A 20837-nucleotide genomic window follows, 5' to 3' on the forward strand; every position below is an offset into this window, starting at 1 on the left:
CCAACATACAGGGCCCGAATATCATCAAAGGGCAGCCCCCGTATTACTGTGAGAAAAAATACGGCCCCGGCTGGCGGCTGATCAACTCCTGCGAGATGATGTCGTTCCTTGCGCTGTTCGACCAAACGTACAAGATATGGCAATCCAATACATGGCTCGGCATTGATTACAGCCTGCCCTTTTATTCCATGGCTTTGCGGCAACAGGCACAGGACCTGCTGGGGAAATTAACCGGGACGGACATGTCCAAATACCTGTTGACCGATACGCAGGGGGGGGATAGCTTCGGAAGCGAAAAGCTGGGGATCATCGACGACTTTTTCACCCCCGGTGATATTGTCGTCACCCTCAGGCAGTATCCGGGCGGCTGGCCTTATTATCCGGTACCGCCGTTTCCGGGTATTGAAAACTGGTACCCGATGGAAGTGGTGCACCAGGTCAAAGGGTATTGGTATGGCGGCTACCTGGATTATGCCGATCCTGCGAACTATGATAAAGTGCTCTACCAGCGCTTCGAACGCTATAGCTTTTCTTCAACCGTATCCCGCTGTGTCAGAAATGTAGAATAACAAAACCAAGAACGATGAAAACCGGTATCCTATATCAGGCCTTATCCCTGGCGTTTCTCCTGCTGTCCGCCTGTCACGACGGCGATCAGCCGTTTACAGGACCACCCCGGGAGGTTTCCCTTGTACTGACCGCTGCGCCAAGCCTGAAGGCGGCCGGCGGTCCGGACGACCTGCCCGCGGAATACGCGGTAAAAGACCTGAGCGTCTTCCTGGCTGCTCCCGGGGGTACGGCCGTGCTGAACAGCTTTATCCATACGGGATTCTCTCCCTCGGGCGATCACTGCACGCTGGTCAGCCTGCCGCTGGATCCGGCCGCGGCCGCGTTCCGGGATATCTATGTGGTGGCCAATTGCGGGGATATCGCCTCTTTGAACGCGGTAACCTCCGTCGGTGATATAAAAGCGCTGGCAACCCCGCAGGGGCCGCTGACCACCGCGGTGATGCTCAGTTCGGGCCTGCCCATGTACGGGCAGGCGGCAACTATCAACCTGGGCGGCACCTCCCCCGCCAGCCCGGCCGGTATCGCATTGACGCGGGCCTGTGCCAAGCTGCGCGTCACCCTGGAGAATGCGGGGGCCGGTGCGGATAATGCGTTCATTGTGGAAAATGCCGCGCCCTGTACGCTCTACGCCCCGGGCAACCCATTAACATTCGGCGCCCCGGACCTGATTGCCTATCCGCAGGTAGCCTTAGACCCTGTTTCGACAGGGGAATACGAGGGCATCACGTATATCTATGAATCCATAGAATCCCCTCGCCTGAGAATATTGACTTCAATTAATGGCACCGACAGGGAATATGTTGCAAGTTCGAACTTCCCGCTGCCGGTGCGGGGCTACCTGTATGACATCAGCATCAGGGTCCTTCCCTCAGGCCTTTCAGGCGCAATGGAAGTACATACCTCAAATGTAAGGATATGGAAAAAGGGGTGAAAACAGAAGAAACGGCAGGGCCTGTGGTTAGCAGATCTTTCAGGCTGCACCTGCCACAGGACCGCAGCGTGGATATAACCGTGGAAGGCAGTACGTCCGCCGGGTGCTGCATGGCCGCCTTGCGGCGGGCGGCAGCGCAGTATCCGGGCTGGAGGAGTATAGAGGCCATACCCTGCCATGACCCGTGAAGTACGGACCGGTCATGCCGACGAAAACAGGAACAGGCCTGCCCTCCGGGATTTGCAGGCGGATCAGAAAGCTTTATATGATTATTAAAAATGACGATTAGAATGAAAAAGAATTTATTACTGGCTATTTTATTGATCCTTACCATCGGGATAAGTGCGCAAATACCGGTTCGCACGATTTATAAAAAGGGAGAGGTCGTTTTATCCGTACATAGCGACGGGGCCGCTTGCCGGTTTACGTTATCATCCGGTAAAAATAAAAACACCGGTTCGTCCGGAAGTATTGCGACCCTGGCTGAAAGTGACGCGCCCGGGATATCCGCGTTCCTGTCCGGTTTGCGGGATTTCGTCACGTTAAAGGAAGACCGGCCGATGGCTATACGCCTGAATGACTCTGTACGGATCGAGAAACGCGGTTTCCATACGGAATATATCCGGATAACTGTGGATGGCTCTTCCGGGCATGTGCGCCTTAGCCACAAGGAACTGGATAAGCTATATAAAGAATTTATCGCCTGGTGCGATAAAAATGATATTGATTATTATCAATATCCGGCAGCAGGTTTTGCACGCTCGGATAAATAAAACCGGAATGGCCGCGCAAACAGACTTTGTGGTTATTTGGCTGTGCCACCGGATCAACATTACAGGAAGAAATGCAGACTCAGACACAGAGGTGACGAAAGAGCTGATTTTTCCACAGGGAGGTACCGGATGAATAAACGTATCAAACCCTGACAATCCGGCCTGCCGCCGGGATAACCAGCTTTTTATTAAAATATCCCGGATGGAAAAAAACGACGTAACGTAAATTAATTGCTATACGGCCCGGGCATGTAAGCCATGACTTATTCATAAAAAAACGGAGAAACTAAATAAAACGATGGGATTATTTGAAAAAAAACAAAGACAGCATAGCCCGCAAAGCGAGGTCCCGAGCATAGTGGCTACCGGTACGGTTATCACCGGCCAGGTGAAGCTCAGTGAAGACCTGCGCGTGGACGGGGCCGTGGTTGGGGATATTTGTTGTGAGAAGACCGTGGTCATCGGCCGTAGCGGAGAGGTTCGCGGAAATATCACGGCTGCCTTTTTGGACATATACGGCTACCTGGACGGCAATGCCGCTATCACCGGGCGTACCATGCTGCGCAAAGGCGGTTTTCTGCATGGGGATTTGGAGGCCGGCGCCCGCTTTGAAGGGCGATGTATGATGACCCGCAACGTGTTGCCACAGGCCGGCCGGGACGGACAGGAGCAAGAGCAGGGTTTTACGGATGAATAAAAGCACGGCCCGCACCGTAGCGGATATGTGCTGTACGGTACCGGCAACAGAAAAGATATTATCAGGCAAAATGAAATATATTCAGTTTATTGTCTTTACTTCCGCTATTACACAGGGGGAAGTTTATTGTCTTCTTAAAGGGTTGTCGTACGCTTGCGATAAGCCGGGACAACCCGCTTTTTTTAACAGGATAAAATAATAAGAATAAAACCGCGGCTTTTGGGCTGCATAGAGATAGAAATGATGGAATACGTAAATAAAACAGCCACCCCCGGTTATAGAGCCGGGTCCTGTGTGCCGGCTGTATAACCTGAAAAGCAAACCAATGGATGTAACAGACATTGATATACACACCTGCCGTATCGAAAAGGTATGGGGTACGGACCTGCGGCTTCACAGCCTTATCGGCCCTTTTGTAATGAATCCGGATGTGATCCGCCTGAACGGCGGTTATCCGTTTAAGAATACGGAAGACCACCTGTGGTATATTTCCGTCAAAGGCAAAAATATGGTGACCGGATTTTTATCCGTCCGCGAGGGGCATATCTGCAACGATTTCACCTGGCGGGATAACGATGTGCTGGAAGCCTTGCTGGATAAGGTCCTGTCGGAGATGGAGGCGGGAACCCCGGTCTGCTTTACGGCGGAAGAGTATGAGCTGCCCGTCCTGGAAAAGCTGGGATTCACGGTCGCGCGAAAAAGCGTGCGATATTTTAAAATGGCAAAAACCGTATGAACAGGCGCGGGATAAAGGATGTTTATGAGGCTGCCCTGGAGCGCATCGGCTATATATTCTCGGAATTCGGGAATATATACCTGGCCTTTTCGGGCGGGAAGGATAGCGGGGTGATGCTCAATATGGTCCTCGACTATATGCGCCTGCACGGAATAAAGCGTAAAATCGGTGTGCTGTATATAGACGTGGAGGCTTCCTATAAACGAACCGTCGACTTCATAGAACGCATGTACCTGGATAACACTGACCTGATCGAACCCTATTGGGTCTGCCTTCCGATGACCACCACCAATGCGGTCTCCATGTACGAGCCGTACTGGATCTTCTGGGATCCGGCAAAAAAAGACAAATGGGTGCGTCCGATGCCGGAACATGACTTCATCATCCACAGGGACAACCATCCCTTTGACTTTTACCGGAAAGACATGACCTTTGAGGAATTTACCGCCCGTTTCGGGGACTGGTTCAATACCCGCAATAATGCGGTAAAGACGGCCTGCCTGATAGGCATCCGCATGGATGAGAGCCTGAACCGTTACCGGGCCATACAACGACCTGACAAGAGTACGTTCGACAATAAGAAATATTCGACCCGGGTATCGGATACCACCTACAATTTCTACCCGGTATACGATTGGAAGACAAGCGATATCTGGGTCTATAACGGTAAATACCGGAAGCCTTACAACCCGATTTACGACCTGTTTTATAAAGCCGGCGTTCCCTTGTCCAGGATGCGTATCTGCGAACCTTACGGGGACGAGCAGAAAGCCGGGCTGAACCTGTTCAGGGAGCTTGAGCCCGAAACATGGGTAAAAGTGGTGGACCGTGTCAGCGGAGCCAACTTCGGGAATATCTATTGCGGGACCAAAGCAACGGGAGCTAAAAGGATAAGCCTTCCCCGGGGGCATACATGGAGAAGCTACTGCAAGTTCCTGCTGAAAACACTGCCCGAGGAAACCCGCAGCATATATACCACTAAATTCATCCGGTTTATCCGTTACTGGCACAGGGTCGGTTCACCTGTCTGTAATGAAGATATTTTAGAGCTGGACCCGGACATGGTTATCAATACGTATGCATACAGCAAGCGGGGAAAGGGTGACAAATATGTCGTTAAATTCCGCAGCATCCCGGATGTGTTGCCCGGCTTGGATAACAAGTCCGATTTCCTTTCCTGGAGACGTATGTGCATGGCTATACTCAAAAATGATATACTGTGCCAGAGCCTCTCGTTTTCTATTACCCGCAGGCAGATATTACGGCAGCAAGAACTTCTGGAGAAATACAGGAAACTATTATAAACGATGGAAACAGATAAAATAAATATACAGGTCCAGGACCTGGCAAATGAGATCTGCCGTTTGATAAGCGGCATTGCCGGCATACAGGACCGTATCGATACGCTTAATTATGTGCGTATGCTGCTTCACCGGGTCAGTCCGCTGAACCACCAGCCGGTCGATTTTGTCGCCTGGGAGAAGACCGGGCATGTAGAAGGCAACGATTACAATCCCAACAGCGTGGCTCCTCCCGAAATGAGGCTGCTGGTCACCTCGATCGAAGAAGACGGTTATACCATGCCTGTGGTTACCAGCCCCCAGGACGGCCTGTTCCGGATTGTGGACGGGTTCCACCGCCGCCAGGCTGAAATACGCTCGCAAAAGATATCCGCCGCTACATACGGCCGCCTGCCGGTTACCTTTATCCGTGAGGCGCAACGCGGTCTGGACAACCGGATGGCCTCGACCATACGCCATAACAGGGCCAGGGGGTCGCATGACATCGGCCTGATGTCCGCCATTGTGCGGGAACTGGTCTCTATGGGCAGGTCCACCGCATGGATAGCTAAGCATGTGGGTATGGATATGGATGAGATTCTCCGCTTAAAACAACTGACAGGACTGGCCGCTTTATTTGCTAACAGGGAGTTTTCGGTAAGGGAGGGGGAGCAAACTTAATACGGCCCGGTAAAGCGAGGAGTATAGAGGCCATGCCATGATCCCTGAAGGACTGATCTATCATGTTCATTATTAACAATATCAATTTAGCAGAACTATGGAAATATTATTAGAAACAGATTTTTATTACTGTATACGGGATTACACAGAGAAGCAATGTTATAGTATGGACATTAAAAATGCGTACAAGAGTTTTACACACAGCATATTCTCTTTTTATAAATCTGAAATTGACCACATCAGCCTTTTTCTTATATTGAACTATACCCGTATAGAATTTGTATCCATACAAAACAGAAAATCCGAATACGAATCGGGGAAAAAATGAGGTATTTGATTATCTGGCTAAAGCAATCCTAATGCTGGATTGTGCAATTGAATTAATTAAATCGGAAGATGTATCTTCGAACCCCCGGATACAAAAAAAGAATAAAAGATTCAAATATCAGTGGACCGCAGATATATCTAATCTCGTTGAACTTGCATATGCCATATTAGAAGCAGGATGTGTTGATAATGGCGATGTTGAAATTATGGCATTTGTGGAATTTTTAGGAGAAACATTTAATATAAAAGTTGAACGATGCTCTGATTTTTACTATAAAATGCGAACGAAAAGCGGTAGCAGAACTGCATTCATAGACAAATTGAAAAAGGTTCTAGAGGCGAGAATGGATCGGGATGAAGAGAAAAACACACGCAAATAATGGATTAAAAATAGGGTGATCCATTCGGTCACCCTAACAAGATCAGAATATTATTATTCTTTAGGTAATAATTTACTTAGTTCCGGATCTGCTTTAATACGAATCAGTTCATCTTCAACTATTTGTTTCGTTTCAGCTTTGATGCGATTGTAATTCTCTTGTATTTGCTCCTTCATACAATCCACGCCATTCTCATCTATAAAGCTGGTAATAACAGGAATCTTCTTATAATTTTTCGTTTCTGCTGCTACTTTTGCATTATCCACAACAATTTCAGCATGAAATATTTTTTGTTCTATCCGTTCATCAAAGTTATCTGCGACTGCTCCAACAAACATTCCCTGAGTTAAACTACTAATTTTTGAGGCTGGTATCAGACTATCCATTTGTGTACTGATTGAGGTTGATTTATCCTGGCGATTAATAGTAATAGAAGACCGCTTCTGTAACACTTTTCCAAAGCGATCCGATAAGGATTTGGCTGTTTCACCCACCACTTGTCCAGAAAAAATATTGCCGACGGTGTTCATGACAACAGCAGACTCCTTATCACCATAATCACGCTTTAGCTGCGAGAAATCCTGAAAACCGAGAAGTACAGCGACTTTATTACTACGAGCTGTGGCTATCAGATTATCCAAACCTTTAAAATAAATGGTTGGCAACTCATCAATTACAATACTACTTTTTAGCTGTCCTTTCTTATTCACGAGCTTTACAATACGGCTGTTATATAAACCGAGTGCCGCACCATATATATTCTGCCTATCGGGGTTATTGCCTACCACCAATATTTTAGGTTCATCCGGATTATTAATATCAAGAGTAAATTCATCGCCAGACATCACCCAATAAAGCTGTGGCGAAATCATTCTGGAAAGCGGAATTTTAGCGGATGCGATCTGCCCCATCAATTGATCAGCGGCTCCTCCAAGCCAGGCATCCATAAAAGGGCTCAGGTAATTTTCTAAATCGGGCTTAGATGTCAAAATCGGAAAAATATCTTCATAGCGTTTGTTCAAAAATTCTATTGCATGTGGGAAAGTACAGTATTTCCCATCCTCGTAAATACGCAGATACCAGATAATAGCCGCAAATAAAATTATCGGAGATTCTACAAAGAAGTCTCCCTGTTTTTGTACCCATGTTTTATTTAAGTTAAGCATAATAGTATAAGCCGATTCATAAGCATCTGAGATATCATTCATAAAAGAGGGATTGATCGGATTACATCTATGTGAACGGGAAGGGTCATCAAAGTTTATTACATAAAATTTAGGTACTTTCTTATATCCCTTCTGATTGTTCAACAGATGGTTATATGCAATAGTGGAAAGATCGGGGAATTTAAAGTCATACACGTACATTGAAAATCCTTTTTCAATCTGCTGTTTCATATATGAATTAACTATTGCATATGACTTTCCGGAACCGGGAGTACCTAACACGATGCTGGCTCGAAATGGATTGACTACATTTATCCATCCCCGCCATGTTTTCTTCTTATACCAGAATTTCGTTGGCAGATTAACTGAATACTCATTCTCCATCAAGCGGGTTTCCTGCATAAATGATTCGTTTTCTAAATTGAAAACGTCATCCATTAGTGTGTTTTTCAAAAGGCGTGACATCCACGTACCTGCTACCAGTAAACACAAATAGCCACAGGCAAGCGTAAAAATATAGATGATGCTACCGGAAGAGGATGAAAAAGGTAGTTCTAATAGCCACCAGTTCATAAAGAATAATAGAAAACCGATCACAAGTAGAATATAGATCTTGTTCCATGTGATTTTTTCTTCTTTTACTCCTTTTGTTCCCAGACATGAAAGTGCAAGAAATACAACTGAGAAAAGCTTTGTGTACAGTAATACTTTGAATAATCCGGTTGTCCGGTTAAAGTTCAATAGAATTCGATCTACTACGTCAATGTTGATTTTCCATTCGACTATTGACTCATAACAGAACCAATAAATATGAATAACTACAAATAAAATACTAATAGCCCGCATAAAGTCCATAACTTTAGCGAGTCCTCTCAAATCATCTTCTTGTTGCATACTATGAATTTTTAATTGATAAAATGCAAAGATGAAAGGGTAGTGTGTTATTATATAACTACTTATATCTATCCTGTAGTAAGTGGCGTTAGTATGGCAGTGAGTGGCACAAAAACTGAAAAGAGAAACAAAGCAATCAAGTAGTTTATTTTAATTATATCTTTACAAAAGTTACATTAACAGAACCTATCATGTATACAGCCGGATATAAAGGAACAATTGTAAGTGTACCCAAAGGACAGGAAAAGGTATTTTTCTCTGAAGGAGGAAAGTTTGACCGGGATTTTAAATGTTTCTATTTTACAGACGATGACACTCCTGAAACTTTTGATCACTGGCTCCCTGAAAATACTGTTGCTATTATTGGTGATGGTTTTTATATCCATGAAGCTCCGGTAATATGCAATAGATGTAATAAAAGAACTTCTGTAATATCTCTTGCGTCCCAATCCCTGCATATAAAGATGAAACAGAATAAAAAGGGAGAACGCTGGGATGAAGGCGATGGCTTATATTCTTTCGATCATATCCGCTTTATACCGTTTCCTACAGCGCGACTTATCCAGAAAGTATTTCCTCAATGGGATTATTTGCTGTCTCCTGGAAAGCAAGTAAAATATTGGAGTAATAAATGCCTGCATTGCGGAACAGTGCAAGATGAAGATTTTCTGGCTCGTTCTGTATTCGGTACGTTTAATCACAAGCGTCCTCAAATGAAATGCCACTGCCATGAAAATAACGGCTATGGTTTTCCCATTATCGCCAAAATGAGTGAAGTTGACCTTTATGGTTTTGACGATGGAGATGGAAAATACTCTTTTTATCGAAGAGAGCATAACGGTTATGCTGTCGGAAGCTTATATCAGAACAAAGAAGGAAAATGGTATGAAGAAGATAGGTTCCGGTAAGCAGAACCTATCGTAAACAAACATATTCTATGAGCATTGTATATTTATTACATCTGTCTGCCATAGCGTCTTTTCTTCTTTCTTTTCTTCTTCAACTGCCGATTACTGGCATCAGGGTTAGCCGGGTTGTCAAATACAGGAATATCCAATACAGAATCAATCATATTTCCTATACTCTCCAAATTAACCGGATTGTTTATCGTTGGTACATCTGCCGATTGGATAGTTTGTGATTGTGTATAATCTATATACTCCTTCTTGCTGAACTTTTCATTCAACACATTGGCAGAAAACTCCTTACCGAGCCGTGATCCATTGAGTACGCATCGGTTGTTATGATCGATAAAGGTCGCACCGTATATTCTGCCTTCATCATTACGCCTCAATACCAGATCAATATTTGACGATTGGAGCTTTCTTCTGAATTGAAGCTCATCTTGTGCTGTAACCAATGCTCCGGATACTATTTTTCGTGTTTGATCCCGAATTTTTCCTTCTCTTATCTTTTGAGAAGATTCTGTCATACGCTTTTCCAAACCATCAAAGCCAACTGTTTTACCGAAAACAGATGATTTCAAAGGCTTTCCGACTTTATTTCCGTCCTTATCAAGAGCAGAATATAATAATCCCCGGTATGCCTTTCCTTTCGCTTCCCCCCGCAACTCTTCTATACCTATATTATATAAGGACAAAAGAGCCTTATATTCACCCATTGTCTGAAAATGGTACATGGATGTCAAAGGCTCTATGACCGATGCTATTTGCTTCTTCAGATTTCCTTTGGAAGCATCTACCAGAGAGAGCATCCAGAGTTCTCCTTGACTCTGCCCTTCGGTGGGTATCAGGTTGTACTTGTGTTCCAACTCAATTGTAATGGCTTTACTCCGCTCATGCTCTTTCGAATCTTTTACTTTACTGCCGTCACTTTTTACGCGCAGCGAGACAATGTGTATATGTTCCCTTTCGATGTCTTCATGTTTGAAAATAAGATAAGGCTGATTACCATACCCAAGCTTTTCCATGTACTCACGTCCAATCTCTGTAAGCTGTTCATTGGTCAGCTTGTCATCGGGATGCGGATTGAGTGATACGTGAAATACCAGATTTTTAGTGCGGAAATGTGAGGGAATCCATCTGTTAAAATCAGCCATCACACCTCCGATGCTAAACTTTCCGTCTGCGGGTTCACAAACAAGATTGGCTCCCAACACCTTCGCTTTTCCATCATCAACCTTCTCCTGATTATAAGCCAACGCTCCGAAAAGAGATTTCCCCGCACTTATTTTTGCAACCATTGATCTTGAAATTTTTCAGACAGCTGAACTATTTGCTTGCTTATTTCCACCAATTCAATAGTTGTTTTTTCCAGTTTATAGAGAAAAGCAAGAGCTTTTTTCTCTGAAAAATTACTGTTCAGGGACTTCACAATCTGGTTATAATTAACACCGATTGCCCGGAATTGTGCATGGAAAGCAGATAGCTTTGTCACATATTCGAGCATTGTGCGGTCGGTTTTTACTACCCGGAATTCTTCATTAAATATCCGTGCGGCGATAAACTGAGCCTTCGATTTTACTCCCGATTCTTCAAAAAGAGTCAGGAAACGGATATGTTCCGTAGGTGTCAGGTTCACCGAATACCTGTACTCGGCTTTTTCCTCGGACGGTATCCGTCCTCTTTTAGACCGTTTAGGGGACTTTTGTTTTCCTGTTGTCATAAAAATGGATTTTTAGTGGGAGGCACAGCCTCTTTTGTTTACATGGATCTGCCAATCAAGCAGACCGTTTAATTATTACAGAGCAAATAATATCCGATCCTTTCATTAAACATTAACCAAAAGCACCGACTTCGGAGAGTGCTTTTCCCCCTTTACGGGGGCAAGCGTTTTTTGCTGCATAACGAATTTCGTGCAGCAAAAAACACAGCTTGCTATATTCTGACGAACATCCAAAATCTGCCCTGAAGGGACAGATTAAACGTTAGCGGGCTAGCCTGTAAGGATAGACCAAGATGTCCGGAATTATTCACTCCACAAAGTTAATTCCCATTATAATATCCTGTATATAAGTAGATAGTGCCAAGCGATGCCAAACCGACGCCACTGGCTACCTCCAGAGAAAAAGAGCATATGGAAGGCTCTTTTTTGATGTTTATTTGCACAGAGTAAGAACGACCGAGCGTTTCAACGTTCCAACGGGAAACCGGTCGATAGTTCATAAGAATATATAATAAAACGATATGTCGAACTCAGGAGCAGAAATACGAACAAGAGTATGTTTATCCGTATCGCCGGATGAATGTAAACGCAAACGTTTACACACTCGTATAGATATCCACTTCTACGATAAAAGGAACGTTGGTTTGTGTGCAGGTGTGAATAAATGTCTGTTTGATTTATGGAACATATGCACATTCGGTATTTCGTGTGTCTGTTCTCAGGTAAGAGCGCACGTATGCTCTTACGAACAAAAAGATATACGTGTGTATATACGTCGGTATAAATAATTCATAAAAAAAATCGTATGGAAACAAAGTATGTGGCATTCTCCACCCAGAAAGGAGGGGCAGGAAAGACAACAATGACTGTTTTGATTGCTAGTTATCTGCATTATGTAAAAGGCTACAATGTAGCAGTTATTGATTGTGACTTTCCTCAATACAGTATTATGGATATGCGTAAGAGGGATATCGAGATGACGCTCAGTAACGATTATTACAAACAAATGGCCTACCGTCAAATGACTGCTTTAGACAAAAAGGGATATATCATTCTGGAGAGCAAGCCGGAGGAAGCACTGGAAAATGCCGAACGGCTGAACAAAGAGTCTCTTGATTTTATATTCTTCGATTTACCGGGTACGGTCAATAGTGCCGGAGTCTTAAGAACACTATCCAGAATGGACTACATCTTTGCTCCTATTAGTGCTGACAGAGTGGTACTGACAAGCACCTTGCGTTTCGTTACAAACATAAATGAAAACCTGATCACAGTAGGACGCAGTGATATTAAAGGATTACACCTGTTCTGGAACATGGTGGACGGGCGTGAAAAAACCGAATTGTATGGAATCTATGAAAAAATAATCAGTGAGTTGGGACTCAACCTGATGAAAACATTTGTTCCTGACAGGAAATGTTTCCGCAGGGAACTACCGACTTCAGGCAAATCGATATTCAGATCCACATTATTTCCAGCTGACAAACAGCTTGTTATTAACAGTAATTTACAAGAGCTTACAGACGAAATACTAAGCTTTATAAAATAACATCTATGAAAAACAGCAAATTAAATACTGATAATATAGATGAGGAGTTTTTGCTATCTACATTCAGGAATACTGAGATAGATCCTGCTAAGAAAACAGCAGGAAATAAACAGGAAAATCTCAAACATAAAGAACCTGATATCAAACAGGAAACTCGAAAGAGAGAGTATCGACAGAAGAATGACTCTGTAAGTAGTCCTGGTATGACTGAAGAGGATTATATCAATCTTTTCATTCAGGAATCCGAGGTCGTAGCACGGCAAGGGAAATCAGTCAATATCCGTACTGAGTACCACAACTATATCCAGAAGATTATCCAGACAATAGGTAAAAACTCAATCTCCATTTCGAGCTTCATCGATAATGTACTCAAATACCATTTCGAGACTTGTGAAGACCTGATAGATGGACTGTACAAGAAAAATTTAAGTAATAAACTTTTTAATAAAAAATAATATGGAAACAATAATAATCGTATCGTCAATCCTGCTCTTGTGTATGATCATAAGCTATAAAATAATCAGGCAGGTACAAAAGAAAGATAAACCGGATGCATGTAAAACGGAACAACCCTGCACAGGTAAAACAAGCGTATCGAACTATCGGCTGGCATCAGCCGTCCAATACCGGAAGCTATTCCTTCAGCCCAAAATATTCAGAACCCGCCAATGCGTGTACATCAGCCTAAAAAATCAGGAGATCATATCTTCTCTTATCAGAATGCTCGATGACAGGGAAATAACGATTGGAGGCTATATAGATAATATTCTCGATCAACATTTCAGCTTGTATAAAGATGAAATAAAGAATCTATATGCGGATCTCAAAGAAGAAAGAAGAAAAGAGTTGGATGAATTAATAAATAAAACAGAATAATTATGCTGACTGTATTTATTGTAGCTGTCCTGCTCTATGTCGTATGTGTTACCAGTTATGTGCTGTGGACAAACATGAAGAGGGAACAAAGAAGCAGAAGGCATAACCCGCAGCCGACAAGTCACGTCCAACCGCCACCAAACGATATTATTGGAAAAAGTACCTTTAAATTACCTGTTCAGAGCATTACTGAGCCAAGCTCTGCCAAAACGGAGCCACTCGATGCCAAGCCCGAAGGAAACGAAAAAGAGGCTGAAAATTCGAATAATTTTGTTTCATCAAAGTCTGAGGGAAGCGTCCCGGAGGATCAAGCAGAACAGGAAGATAATCCACCTTTATCGATTGATGTTCCACTTGAATATGAGAGGATAGAAAGTGAAGATCTCGAAGAAGAAGAAGAAGTTGAAGGACTTCGTGGAGCTTCCATTGCGAGCGGAATGACTTTCGAGGATATGGGCCAAGCGGTAACAGTAGTTGTCCATTATCAGGAAGCGACACCTGAAGAGTGCCTGCAAGCAGGGAAGTCGCTGAGCCGTTTAGAAAACACAGAGTTGTTCGAAAAACTGGCGTCAAGTGCTCCTGAACGCAGGGATATTATTACAGAACTGATGGACTTTCATATGAAAGATTATCTGGCTGGCATAGCAGGTAAGAAAAACCGTAAACCGAAAGCGGTTCCCGATGGCTTTGATATTAATGATCTGGTTCAACAAATTAAGAAATAAACGTATGAAAGAAAAAGAGTACGGATAGCTTATCCTTAAAAAGCACCACTAAAAATCCATTAAAAAAATCATTCATTAACAGGTGTGGGAAACACCAGTTTCCTGCACCTACTAAAACAATTTACAATGACTAAAAAAAGATTCTTTTTTTCGTTAGCCATTCTTATGGCTTTTTCATTCGCATTTGCACAAGGCAACGGACAGGCCGGGATTACTGAAGCCACCAATATGGTAACCAGTTACTTTGATCCCGGCACAAAATTGATCTATGCGATTGGGGCGGTCGTCGGTCTGATCGGTGGCATCAAAGTATATAATAAGTTCAGCTCCGGAGATCCCGATACTTCTAAAACCGCAGCCAGTTGGTTCGGAGCCTGTATATTTCTTATCGTGGCGGCAACAATCCTTCGCTCTTTCTTCCTCTAAGAGGGTCACAGACCCTTTTATTAACCGATTTACACAAGTAGATATGGCTGAATATTCAATTAACAAAGGAATTGGCAAAAGCGTGGAGTTCAAGGGTTTGAAAGCACAATACCTGTTCATCTTCGCTGCCGGGCTGCTAGCCGTATTCATTGTATTTGTTGTCATGTATATGGCAGGTGCAAACCAATGGGTCTGCATCGGCTTCGGAGTCATCTCCGCCTCTGTCCTGATAGGACTTACATTCCGGCTCAATGAAAAATACGGCGAACACGGCCTGATGAAGATGCTGGCAAAACGTGGGTCTCCCCGCTACCTGATCAACAGGAAAATTCCCCGCAGGCTTTTTAAAAATTCCAAAAGAAGAAAAGTGTCGAATAAAATATAAAATAAGATCATATGAGAAATATTCTGAAAGCTTCAACTATAGAGAGCAAGTTTCCACTTCTTTCCGTGGAGCATGATTGTATTATCAGCAAGGATGCGGATATAACGGTAGCCTACAAAGTAGCTCTGCCTGAACTTTTCACTGTCACCTCTACCGAGTACGAAGCCATTCATTCATCCTGGGGGAAAGCGATCAAGGTATTGCCCGATTACAGTATTATCCATAAGCAGGACTGGTTTACCAGAGAGAAGTATCAGCCGGATACGGATAAAGAAGACCTTACTTTCTTATCCCGCTCATATGAACTTCATTTTAATGAACGTCCGTTTTTGAATCACACCTGCTTTCTGTTCCTGACCAAAACAACCAGGGAGCGGATGCGTATGCAATCGAATTTTTCATCCTTGTGCAGGGGGAAGATTATACCCAAGGAGGTCAATAAGGATACGGCTGTCAAGTTCCTTGAAGCGGTCGGACAGTTTGAACAGATTATGAACGATTCGGGATTCATCACCCTTACCCGCCTCACATCGGATGAGATTACCGGAACCGAAGATCAGGCTGGACTGGTAGAAAAGTACTTTTCCCTGTCACTAGAAAAGACAACCTGCTTGCAGGATATGGAATTAGGGGCTGACAGCTTGCGTATCGGAGACAAACGGGTATGCCTGCATACCCTGTCGGATGCGGAAGACCTACCCGGAAAGATTGCAACGGATATGCGTTATGAAAAACTGTCTACGGACAGAAGTGACTGTCGATTGAGTTTTGCCGCTCCCGTAGGCTTGTTGCTTAGCTGTAACCACATCTATAATCAATATTTGTTTTTAGATGACAGTGCGGAAAATCTACGGAAGTTTGAGAAATCAGCACGGAATATGCAATCTCTTTCCCGTTATTCCCGAGGCAATCAAATCAATAAAGAGTGGATCGATCTTTATCTGAATGAGGCTCATTCTTTTGGGCTGACCTCCATACGGGCACATTTCAATGTTATCGCCTGGAGTGATGATAAGGAGGAATTAAAGCATATCAAAAATGATGTCGGCAGTCAATTGGCACTGATGGAATGTAAGCCACGCCACAATACTGTGGATGCCGCTACCCTTTATTGGTCCGGGATGCCGGGCAATGCCGGGGATTTTCCCTCGGAAGAATCATTCTACACTTTTATCGAACCTGCCCTTTGTTTTTTTACGGAAGAAACAAATTACCAGTCGTCACCATCTCCCTTTGGAATCAAGATGTGTGACAGGGTTTCGGGTAAACCGCTCCATCTGGATATCTCCGATTTACCGATGAAGAAAGGAATCATCACCAACCGGAATAAGTTTGTATTGGGGCCTTCGGGTAGTGGTAAGTCCTTCTTTATGAATCACCTTGTCAGGCAGTACTACGAACAGGGCACGCACGTCGTTCTGGTGGATACGGGTAACAGCTATCAGGGATTATGTGAAATGATCCGCCGCAAAACAAAGGGGCAGGACGGAGTATATTTCACCTATACCGAAGATAACCCGATCTCTTTCAACCCTTTTTATACCGATGACAATCAGTTCGATGTAGAAAAGAAGGACAGTTTGAAAACCCTGTTGCTTACCCTTTGGAAAAGCGAAGACGATAAAATCACGAAGACCGAATCGGGAGAATTAGGTAGTGCTGTTGACGAGTATATCGGACTGATACAAAGCGATAGAAGTATTCGCCCGAGCTTCAATACTTTCTATGAATTTATGCGGGATACCTACAAACCGGAACTGGAAAGTAGAGAGATCAAAGTGGAAAAGAGAGATTTTAACATTGACAATATGCTGACTACCCTACGTCAATATTACAGAGGTGGCCGTTTCGACTTTCTGCTGAACTCGGATAAGGAACTCGATTTGCTTAATAAACGGTTCATAGTCTTTGAAATAGACGCGATTAAGGGTGCGCCCGTCAAGGCAGCATAAGAAATGTCCTTTGGCAAGGACTAGGTAAGTGTTCTTTGAAAAACCTATCATCACTCGGCTTATCTGAAAGGGAAATTAACCGGACAGGGAGTGTAGCATGCCGAGAATACCATAAGTCAACCAGTTATCAGGTTGCGACTGAATGGGGAGATGAAAAGACAGTTATGAGGATAAAATCTGCATTGATTGAACGATAATCCAAGCGGTATTATGCGTACCTGCGACGTCAAGATAACTATACTCGTCGTACTGTGATTCACTTTTTCCAGTCTTTGAGGAGGAAGTGCAAGAACTAATCATAGCGCAACTACAATATGTAGTAAAGGATGAAAGTCGTATCCGACACTCTGTCGTGCCAGAGACTATGTATAGTCTCATAGTTCTTCATGTATGCAAACGGGGATTGCCTATACCAGAGTGCCAGTTGTAAGGCTATGGGGATTGCCCCTGAATATCTGGAGTGGTAACGGAGCTTCCGTAGTAGTCCGAGCAGGATAATGACCTGTACATGGCGAAGGGAGGCAGCTAAAGTAGTTTTAATACAATTAACGAAAAATGTGAGAGACATTATGCGAAATTCAGAAAGAGTATTAAACAGTCTTGCGAAACACAGCAAGCTTTCGACCTATAAGTACGAAAGGCTCTATCGTGTTTTGTTCAATGAAGAGATGTATTATGTTGCCTATCAACGCATTTATGCAAAGCCAGGCAATATGACACCAGGTTCTGATAATCAAACCATTGACGGAATGAACCTTACTCGAATTGAAAAACTGATACAATCATTGAAAGATGAGAGTTATCAGCCCCAACCCTCGAAAAGAACGTACATACCAAAGAAAAATGGAAAAGTACGTCCGCTAGGAATACCTGCTTTTGACGATAAGTTAGTACAAGAGGTAATCAGAATGATTCTTGAAGCCATTTATGAAGGAGCATTTAAAAATTGTTCTTATGGTTTTAGACCCAAACGAAGTTGCCATACAGCACTAGCTCAGATACAAAAGACATTCAATGGAGCTAAATGGTTTGTTGAAGGGGATATTAAAGGGTTCTTCGATAATATTGACCATGATGTCATGATTGATATTTTGAGAGAGCGCATCTCCGATGAACGATTCATACGCTTGATAAGGAAATTTCTGAATGCAGGGTATATCGAAGATTGGACGTTTCATAAAACCCATAGTGGTACACCGCAAGGTGGTATTGTAAGTCCAATATTGGCTAATATTTATTTAGACAAGTTAGACAAATACATGATGGAATATATCCAAAAGTTCGATAAAGGGGAAAACCGCAAAACTAATAAAGAGCGCATTCAATATGAATATGGGAAACGGCTCGCTGTAGTGAATCTAAAAAGTACAATAGACAAAAATGATAGAAAAATCATTATCAAACAGATCAAAGCTTTTGACAAGGAAAGATCCTTAATCTCATGTGGAGACGAAATGGACAGCGATTATAAAAGGATGAAATATGTGAGATACGCAGATGATTTTCTGATAGGAATAATCGGGAGTAAAGACGATGCAACAAGAATCAAAGAGGATATAAAGAATTTTCTTCAATCCAAACTGAAACTTGAATTGTCGGACGAAAAAACACTGATTACCCATACCGAGAAGTCTGCTAAATTTCTAGGATATGAAATCTATGTTCGCAAGTCCAACCTTACCAAAAGGAGTAGAACAGGTCGTATAAGGAGAGCTTTCAACAAGAAAGTGTATCTAAAACTGACAACGGATGTTATGAAGAATAAGTTGCTTGAATATGGTGTATTAGAAATCAAAATACACAATGGAAAAGAGCAATGGAAACCGAAAGCCCGTGTTCAGTTTATCAATAATGACGACTTAGAAATCTTAGATAGGTACAACTCTGAAATCAGGGGTCTCTACAATTATTATTCAATAGCCAATAACTGTTCGGTAATGAATGCCTTTAAGTACATTATGGAATACAGTATGTATAAAACTTTTGCTTGTAAATATCGGACATCTGTTGTAAAGATATGTCGTAAATACAAGAAGAACAATGTATTTACTGTAGACTTCAAAAACAAGAAAGGTGAAAATAAAATCAGAGTCTTTTACAATGAGGGTTTTAAACGAAAGAACTCCAATTATCATTCATGGGTGGACAATCTCACAGCACCATTTAGTATAAGTACAACTAGTTTGGTTGATAGGCTAAAGGCAAATGTATGTGAGTTATGCGGAGCAACAGATATAAAATTACATATGCATCATGTGAGAAAACTCAAAGGTTTAGATAATAAGAAACCTTGGGAAAGACACATGATTGCAAGACGTCGAAAAACTATTGCACTGTGTCCTAGTTGTCACAAACTGACTGATATTGGAAAGAAAGACTGATACTTTGGCGGAGAGCCGTATACGCTGGAAGGTGTACGTACGGTTCGGAGGCGAGTGCTTGGAAACCAATCATAGTAATATGGTATGGCGCTGGGTGCTTAGCCTACAGAATCGCGAACTTTTCCCGATAGTAACCATCATCATTATGGAAGCTTTCATCAACAAAATGAGGCGGTTAAAGGGTATTCGCAAACAACTGATCGTGGAAGAAGCGTGGAAAGCCCTTTCCTCTGCTAATATGGCTGAATATCTGCGATATATGTACAAAACAGTCCGTAAATATTTTGGAGAAGCCATCGTTGTGACACAGGAGGTAGACGACATTATCTCAAGCCCTGTGGTTAAGGAGGCCATCATTAATAACTCTGATTGTAAAATTCTGTTAGACCAGCGCAAATTCATGAACCGTTTTGACGTGATCCAATCGCTCCTAGGTCTTACCGATAAGGAAAAGGCTCAGATACTCTCTATCAATATGTCCAATCATCCGGGGCGTAAATACAAAGAAGTATGGTTCGGTCTGGGCGGTGTCCAATCAGCCGTATATGCCACAGAGGTGAGTCCCTCGGAATACTATACCTATACAACGGAAGAAACTGAAAAGGTTGAGGTTCAGGAATTAACCGAAAAACTGGGAGGGGATATCGAGATGGCTATTAAACAAATAGCCATGAATAAAGCAAGTAATTAATTAAAAAATAAAAAACGATGTTTGAAAAATTAGATAGAAATGATTTAATGGCTGTAGTCAGCCATTTGACAGAAATATTGGATATACTAAATAAACAAGGAGAAGCAGGGATGCAGTTTCCGGCATCAGGTATCAGCTTTGCAGAATGTATGGAAAAGTTTCATCCAGAGCCGAAGCCCGTCTCGTTGGACGATCTCTGCGGAAAGTGGTCGTATAAGACGGATGCCTTCAAACAACTCAAAGACATGATACCACCCTGCTTTATCATCGTCAGGGAAGAAGATATTTACCTGATCTCATTTGACTATAAACCGGAACTGATCTACAGGATCACTGCCGATGACCGGGAAGAAGGGGTATTCTATTTCTTTATTGAATCCTGCTATTTCAAGCTATGCTACAATCCTGACCTTAAAGGGATTTACATCGTCCCGTATTTCAATTATCAGAAACGCTCTGAAGGCTAAAAAGGCATCTTATGGAAAAGAAGAAAAGACTTCGCAAACAACCGTTTGCACAATGTCCTTTAGTGCATTTAACAGGCCGTTGGGTAAATAATTCGGGTTCTCCGCCAGTACGTATTTACAAAGGAAGCCATTCTTATCACATTGAATTTGAATATAGGGACGGGGTAAAAGTAGACACCCGCATATCGGTCGTTCAGGATAAAATGATATTCGACATGTTCGGGCGTATAGAATTGGCTTACGATGAAGAAAACGATTTGTTGCTTGTTGCATCCGAAGGATGTTACAAGCGAGAATAATTCCTATCGGGAGAATGATAAAAAAC

The 20837-nt window shown here is 43.0% G+C and carries 23 protein-coding genes and 3 pseudogenes; 21 read left to right on the forward strand and 5 right to left on the reverse strand.

Annotation, left to right across the window (positions count from 1 at the left end; translation table 11 throughout):
* The 9 genes and pseudogenes from IR083_RS03965 to IR083_RS04000 form a co-directional block, all read left to right on the forward strand.
* Positions 1-569, forward strand: a pseudogene (locus tag IR083_RS03965) (hypothetical protein); the annotation flags it as partial.
* Between the two features lie 14 nt (positions 570-583).
* A complete protein-coding gene (locus IR083_RS03970; protein WP_194223331.1) occupies positions 584-1501 on the forward strand; it encodes a DUF4906 domain-containing protein in 918 nt (305 codons plus the stop codon).
* Positions 1502-1791: 290 nt separating this feature from the next.
* A complete protein-coding gene (locus tag IR083_RS03975) occupies positions 1792-2274 on the forward strand; it encodes a hypothetical protein (RefSeq protein WP_194223332.1) in 483 nt (160 codons plus the stop codon).
* Between the two features lie 7 nt (positions 2275-2281).
* Positions 2282-2407, forward strand: coding sequence for a hypothetical protein (locus IR083_RS24770; RefSeq protein WP_262893153.1), 126 nt, complete (start codon positions 2282-2284; stop codon positions 2405-2407).
* Positions 2408-2572: 165 nt separating this feature from the next.
* Complete coding sequence (locus IR083_RS03980) at positions 2573-2971, forward strand: polymer-forming cytoskeletal protein (RefSeq protein WP_194223333.1); 399 nt, start codon at positions 2573-2575, stop codon at positions 2969-2971.
* A 325-nt stretch (positions 2972-3296) separates the two neighbouring features.
* Positions 3297-3707 (forward strand): hypothetical protein, encoded by a 411-nt coding sequence (locus tag IR083_RS03985; RefSeq protein WP_194223334.1) that lies wholly within the window; start codon positions 3297-3299, stop codon positions 3705-3707.
* The gene (locus IR083_RS03990) at positions 3704-5011 is read left to right on the forward strand and encodes a DUF3440 domain-containing protein (RefSeq protein ID WP_194223335.1); all 1308 of its coding nucleotides are present in this window, start codon (positions 3704-3706) and stop codon (positions 5009-5011) included. Before IR083_RS03985 ends, IR083_RS03990 begins: the two co-directional genes overlap by 4 nt.
* A 117-nt stretch (positions 5012-5128) precedes the next feature.
* Positions 5129-5668: a ParB N-terminal domain-containing protein gene (locus tag IR083_RS03995; protein ID WP_199343183.1), complete on the forward strand. Its 540-nt coding sequence runs from the start codon at positions 5129-5131 to the stop codon at positions 5666-5668.
* A 278-nt stretch (positions 5669-5946) separates the two neighbouring features.
* A complete protein-coding gene (locus tag IR083_RS04000) occupies positions 5947-6375 on the forward strand; it encodes an RteC domain-containing protein (RefSeq protein WP_194223337.1) in 429 nt (142 codons plus the stop codon).
* 53 nt (positions 6376-6428) lie between these two features.
* On the opposite strand, the gene mobC is transcribed toward IR083_RS04000, so the two are convergent.
* The gene (gene mobC, locus IR083_RS04005; protein ID WP_194223338.1) at positions 6429-8435 is read right to left on the reverse strand and encodes a conjugal transfer protein MobC; all 2007 of its coding nucleotides are present in this window, start codon (positions 8433-8435) and stop codon (positions 6429-6431) included.
* 191 nt (positions 8436-8626) lie between these two features.
* Between mobC and IR083_RS04010 the strand changes: the two genes are divergently transcribed.
* Positions 8627-9343, forward strand: coding sequence for a hypothetical protein (locus IR083_RS04010; RefSeq protein ID WP_194223339.1), 717 nt, complete (start codon positions 8627-8629; stop codon positions 9341-9343).
* 47 nt (positions 9344-9390) lie between these two features.
* Here the strand turns inward: IR083_RS04010 and mobB are convergent, their stop codons facing one another.
* The 3 genes from mobB to IR083_RS04025 all read right to left on the reverse strand — a co-directional run bounded on the left by mobB (position 9391) and on the right by IR083_RS04025 (position 11560).
* Positions 9391-10638, reverse strand: a complete 1248-nt coding sequence (gene mobB / locus IR083_RS04015; protein WP_194223340.1) for a conjugal transfer protein MobB — start codon at positions 10636-10638, stop codon at positions 9391-9393.
* A complete protein-coding gene (mobA, locus tag IR083_RS04020; protein ID WP_194223341.1) occupies positions 10623-11060 on the reverse strand; it encodes a conjugal transfer protein MobA in 438 nt (145 codons plus the stop codon). The genes mobB and mobA overlap by 16 nt, the downstream gene beginning before the upstream one ends.
* Before the next feature lie 320 nt (positions 11061-11380).
* On the reverse strand, positions 11381-11560 hold the full coding sequence (locus tag IR083_RS04025) for a hypothetical protein (protein ID WP_194223342.1): 180 nt from the start codon (positions 11558-11560) through the stop codon (positions 11381-11383).
* A 305-nt stretch (positions 11561-11865) separates the two neighbouring features.
* On the opposite strand from IR083_RS04025, the gene IR083_RS04030 reads away from it, so the two are divergent.
* The 7 genes and pseudogenes from IR083_RS04030 to IR083_RS04060 form a co-directional block, all read left to right on the forward strand.
* Positions 11866-12609, forward strand: coding sequence for a ParA family protein (locus tag IR083_RS04030; RefSeq protein ID WP_194223343.1), 744 nt, complete (start codon positions 11866-11868; stop codon positions 12607-12609).
* 5 nt (positions 12610-12614) lie between these two features.
* The gene (locus IR083_RS04035) at positions 12615-13064 is read left to right on the forward strand and encodes a DUF3408 domain-containing protein (RefSeq protein WP_194223344.1); all 450 of its coding nucleotides are present in this window, start codon (positions 12615-12617) and stop codon (positions 13062-13064) included.
* A gap of 1 nt (position 13065) precedes the next feature.
* Positions 13066-13485, forward strand: coding sequence for a DUF3408 domain-containing protein (locus IR083_RS04040; protein WP_194223345.1), 420 nt, complete (start codon positions 13066-13068; stop codon positions 13483-13485).
* A gap of 2 nt (positions 13486-13487) precedes the next feature.
* Positions 13488-14210: a hypothetical protein gene (locus IR083_RS04045; protein WP_194223346.1), complete on the forward strand. Its 723-nt coding sequence runs from the start codon at positions 13488-13490 to the stop codon at positions 14208-14210.
* A gap of 126 nt (positions 14211-14336) precedes the next feature.
* Positions 14337-14636, forward strand: coding sequence for a DUF4134 domain-containing protein (locus IR083_RS04050; protein ID WP_194223347.1), 300 nt, complete (start codon positions 14337-14339; stop codon positions 14634-14636).
* Between the two features lie 43 nt (positions 14637-14679).
* Positions 14680-15021, forward strand: coding sequence for a DUF4133 domain-containing protein (locus IR083_RS04055; RefSeq protein WP_194223348.1), 342 nt, complete (start codon positions 14680-14682; stop codon positions 15019-15021).
* Positions 15022-15032: 11 nt separating this feature from the next.
* A pseudogene (locus IR083_RS04060) lies at positions 15033-16949 on the forward strand (TraG family conjugative transposon ATPase); the annotation flags it as partial.
* Positions 16950-17280: 331 nt separating this feature from the next.
* Here IR083_RS04060 and IR083_RS04065 read toward each other — a convergent pair.
* The gene (locus IR083_RS04065) at positions 17281-17541 is read right to left on the reverse strand and encodes a hypothetical protein (protein ID WP_194223349.1); all 261 of its coding nucleotides are present in this window, start codon (positions 17539-17541) and stop codon (positions 17281-17283) included.
* 1 nt (position 17542) lies between these two features.
* Between IR083_RS04065 and ltrA the strand changes: the two genes are divergently transcribed.
* From ltrA to IR083_RS04085, 4 genes and pseudogenes are all read left to right on the forward strand, one after another.
* Positions 17543-19354 (forward strand): group II intron reverse transcriptase/maturase, encoded by a 1812-nt coding sequence (gene ltrA / locus IR083_RS04070; protein ID WP_194223350.1) that lies wholly within the window; start codon positions 17543-17545, stop codon positions 19352-19354.
* A 106-nt stretch (positions 19355-19460) separates the two neighbouring features.
* Positions 19461-20045, forward strand: a pseudogene (locus IR083_RS04075) (TraG family conjugative transposon ATPase); the annotation flags it as partial.
* A gap of 17 nt (positions 20046-20062) precedes the next feature.
* Positions 20063-20512: a hypothetical protein gene (locus IR083_RS04080; RefSeq protein WP_194223351.1), complete on the forward strand. Its 450-nt coding sequence runs from the start codon at positions 20063-20065 to the stop codon at positions 20510-20512.
* A gap of 11 nt (positions 20513-20523) precedes the next feature.
* Positions 20524-20811 (forward strand): DUF3876 domain-containing protein, encoded by a 288-nt coding sequence (locus tag IR083_RS04085; RefSeq protein ID WP_194223352.1) that lies wholly within the window; start codon positions 20524-20526, stop codon positions 20809-20811.
* Positions 20812-20837: the final 26 nt, after the last annotated feature.

The organism is Dysgonomonas sp. GY75, from assembly GCF_015234155.1.
In the GTDB taxonomy this organism is placed as follows: Bacteria; Bacteroidota; Bacteroidia; order Bacteroidales; family Dysgonomonadaceae; genus Dysgonomonas; species Dysgonomonas gadei.

Bases quoted from the DNA above. Each gene is read 5' to 3' on its own strand.
- IR083_RS04080 (WP_194223351.1), top strand. From the start codon at position 20,063: ATGTTTGAAAAATTAGATAGAAATGATTTAATGGCTGTAGTCAGCCAT.
- IR083_RS04055 (WP_194223348.1), top strand. From the start codon at position 14,680: ATGGCTGAATATTCAATTAACAAAGGAATTGGCAAAAGCGTGGAGTTC.
- IR083_RS03970 (WP_194223331.1), top strand. From the start codon at position 584: ATGAAAACCGGTATCCTATATCAGGCCTTATCCCTGGCGTTTCTCCTG.
- IR083_RS04040 (WP_194223345.1), top strand. From the start codon at position 13,066: ATGGAAACAATAATAATCGTATCGTCAATCCTGCTCTTGTGTATGATC.
- IR083_RS03975 (WP_194223332.1), top strand. From the start codon at position 1,792: ATGAAAAAGAATTTATTACTGGCTATTTTATTGATCCTTACCATCGGG.
- IR083_RS04085 (WP_194223352.1), top strand. From the start codon at position 20,524: ATGGAAAAGAAGAAAAGACTTCGCAAACAACCGTTTGCACAATGTCCT.
- IR083_RS04025 (WP_194223342.1), bottom strand. From the start codon at position 11,560: ATGAACTATCGACCGGTTTCCCGTTGGAACGTTGAAACGCTCGGTCGT.
- IR083_RS04030 (WP_194223343.1), top strand. From the start codon at position 11,866: ATGGAAACAAAGTATGTGGCATTCTCCACCCAGAAAGGAGGGGCAGGA.
- IR083_RS24770 (WP_262893153.1), top strand. From the start codon at position 2,282: ATGGCCGCGCAAACAGACTTTGTGGTTATTTGGCTGTGCCACCGGATC.
- ltrA (WP_194223350.1), top strand. From the start codon at position 17,543: ATGCGAAATTCAGAAAGAGTATTAAACAGTCTTGCGAAACACAGCAAG.
- IR083_RS03980 (WP_194223333.1), top strand. From the start codon at position 2,573: ATGGGATTATTTGAAAAAAAACAAAGACAGCATAGCCCGCAAAGCGAG.
- IR083_RS04050 (WP_194223347.1), top strand. From the start codon at position 14,337: ATGACTAAAAAAAGATTCTTTTTTTCGTTAGCCATTCTTATGGCTTTT.
- IR083_RS04010 (WP_194223339.1), top strand. From the start codon at position 8,627: ATGTATACAGCCGGATATAAAGGAACAATTGTAAGTGTACCCAAAGGA.
- IR083_RS04035 (WP_194223344.1), top strand. From the start codon at position 12,615: ATGAAAAACAGCAAATTAAATACTGATAATATAGATGAGGAGTTTTTG.
- IR083_RS03990 (WP_194223335.1), top strand. From the start codon at position 3,704: ATGAACAGGCGCGGGATAAAGGATGTTTATGAGGCTGCCCTGGAGCGC.
- mobC (WP_194223338.1), bottom strand. From the start codon at position 8,435: ATGCAACAAGAAGATGATTTGAGAGGACTCGCTAAAGTTATGGACTTT.
- mobB (WP_194223340.1), bottom strand. From the start codon at position 10,638: ATGGTTGCAAAAATAAGTGCGGGGAAATCTCTTTTCGGAGCGTTGGCT.
- IR083_RS04065 (WP_194223349.1), bottom strand. From the start codon at position 17,541: ATGTCTCTCACATTTTTCGTTAATTGTATTAAAACTACTTTAGCTGCC.
- IR083_RS04045 (WP_194223346.1), top strand. From the start codon at position 13,488: ATGCTGACTGTATTTATTGTAGCTGTCCTGCTCTATGTCGTATGTGTT.
- mobA (WP_194223341.1), bottom strand. From the start codon at position 11,060: ATGACAACAGGAAAACAAAAGTCCCCTAAACGGTCTAAAAGAGGACGG.
- IR083_RS03995 (WP_199343183.1), top strand. From the start codon at position 5,129: ATGCTGCTTCACCGGGTCAGTCCGCTGAACCACCAGCCGGTCGATTTT.
- IR083_RS03985 (WP_194223334.1), top strand. From the start codon at position 3,297: ATGGATGTAACAGACATTGATATACACACCTGCCGTATCGAAAAGGTA.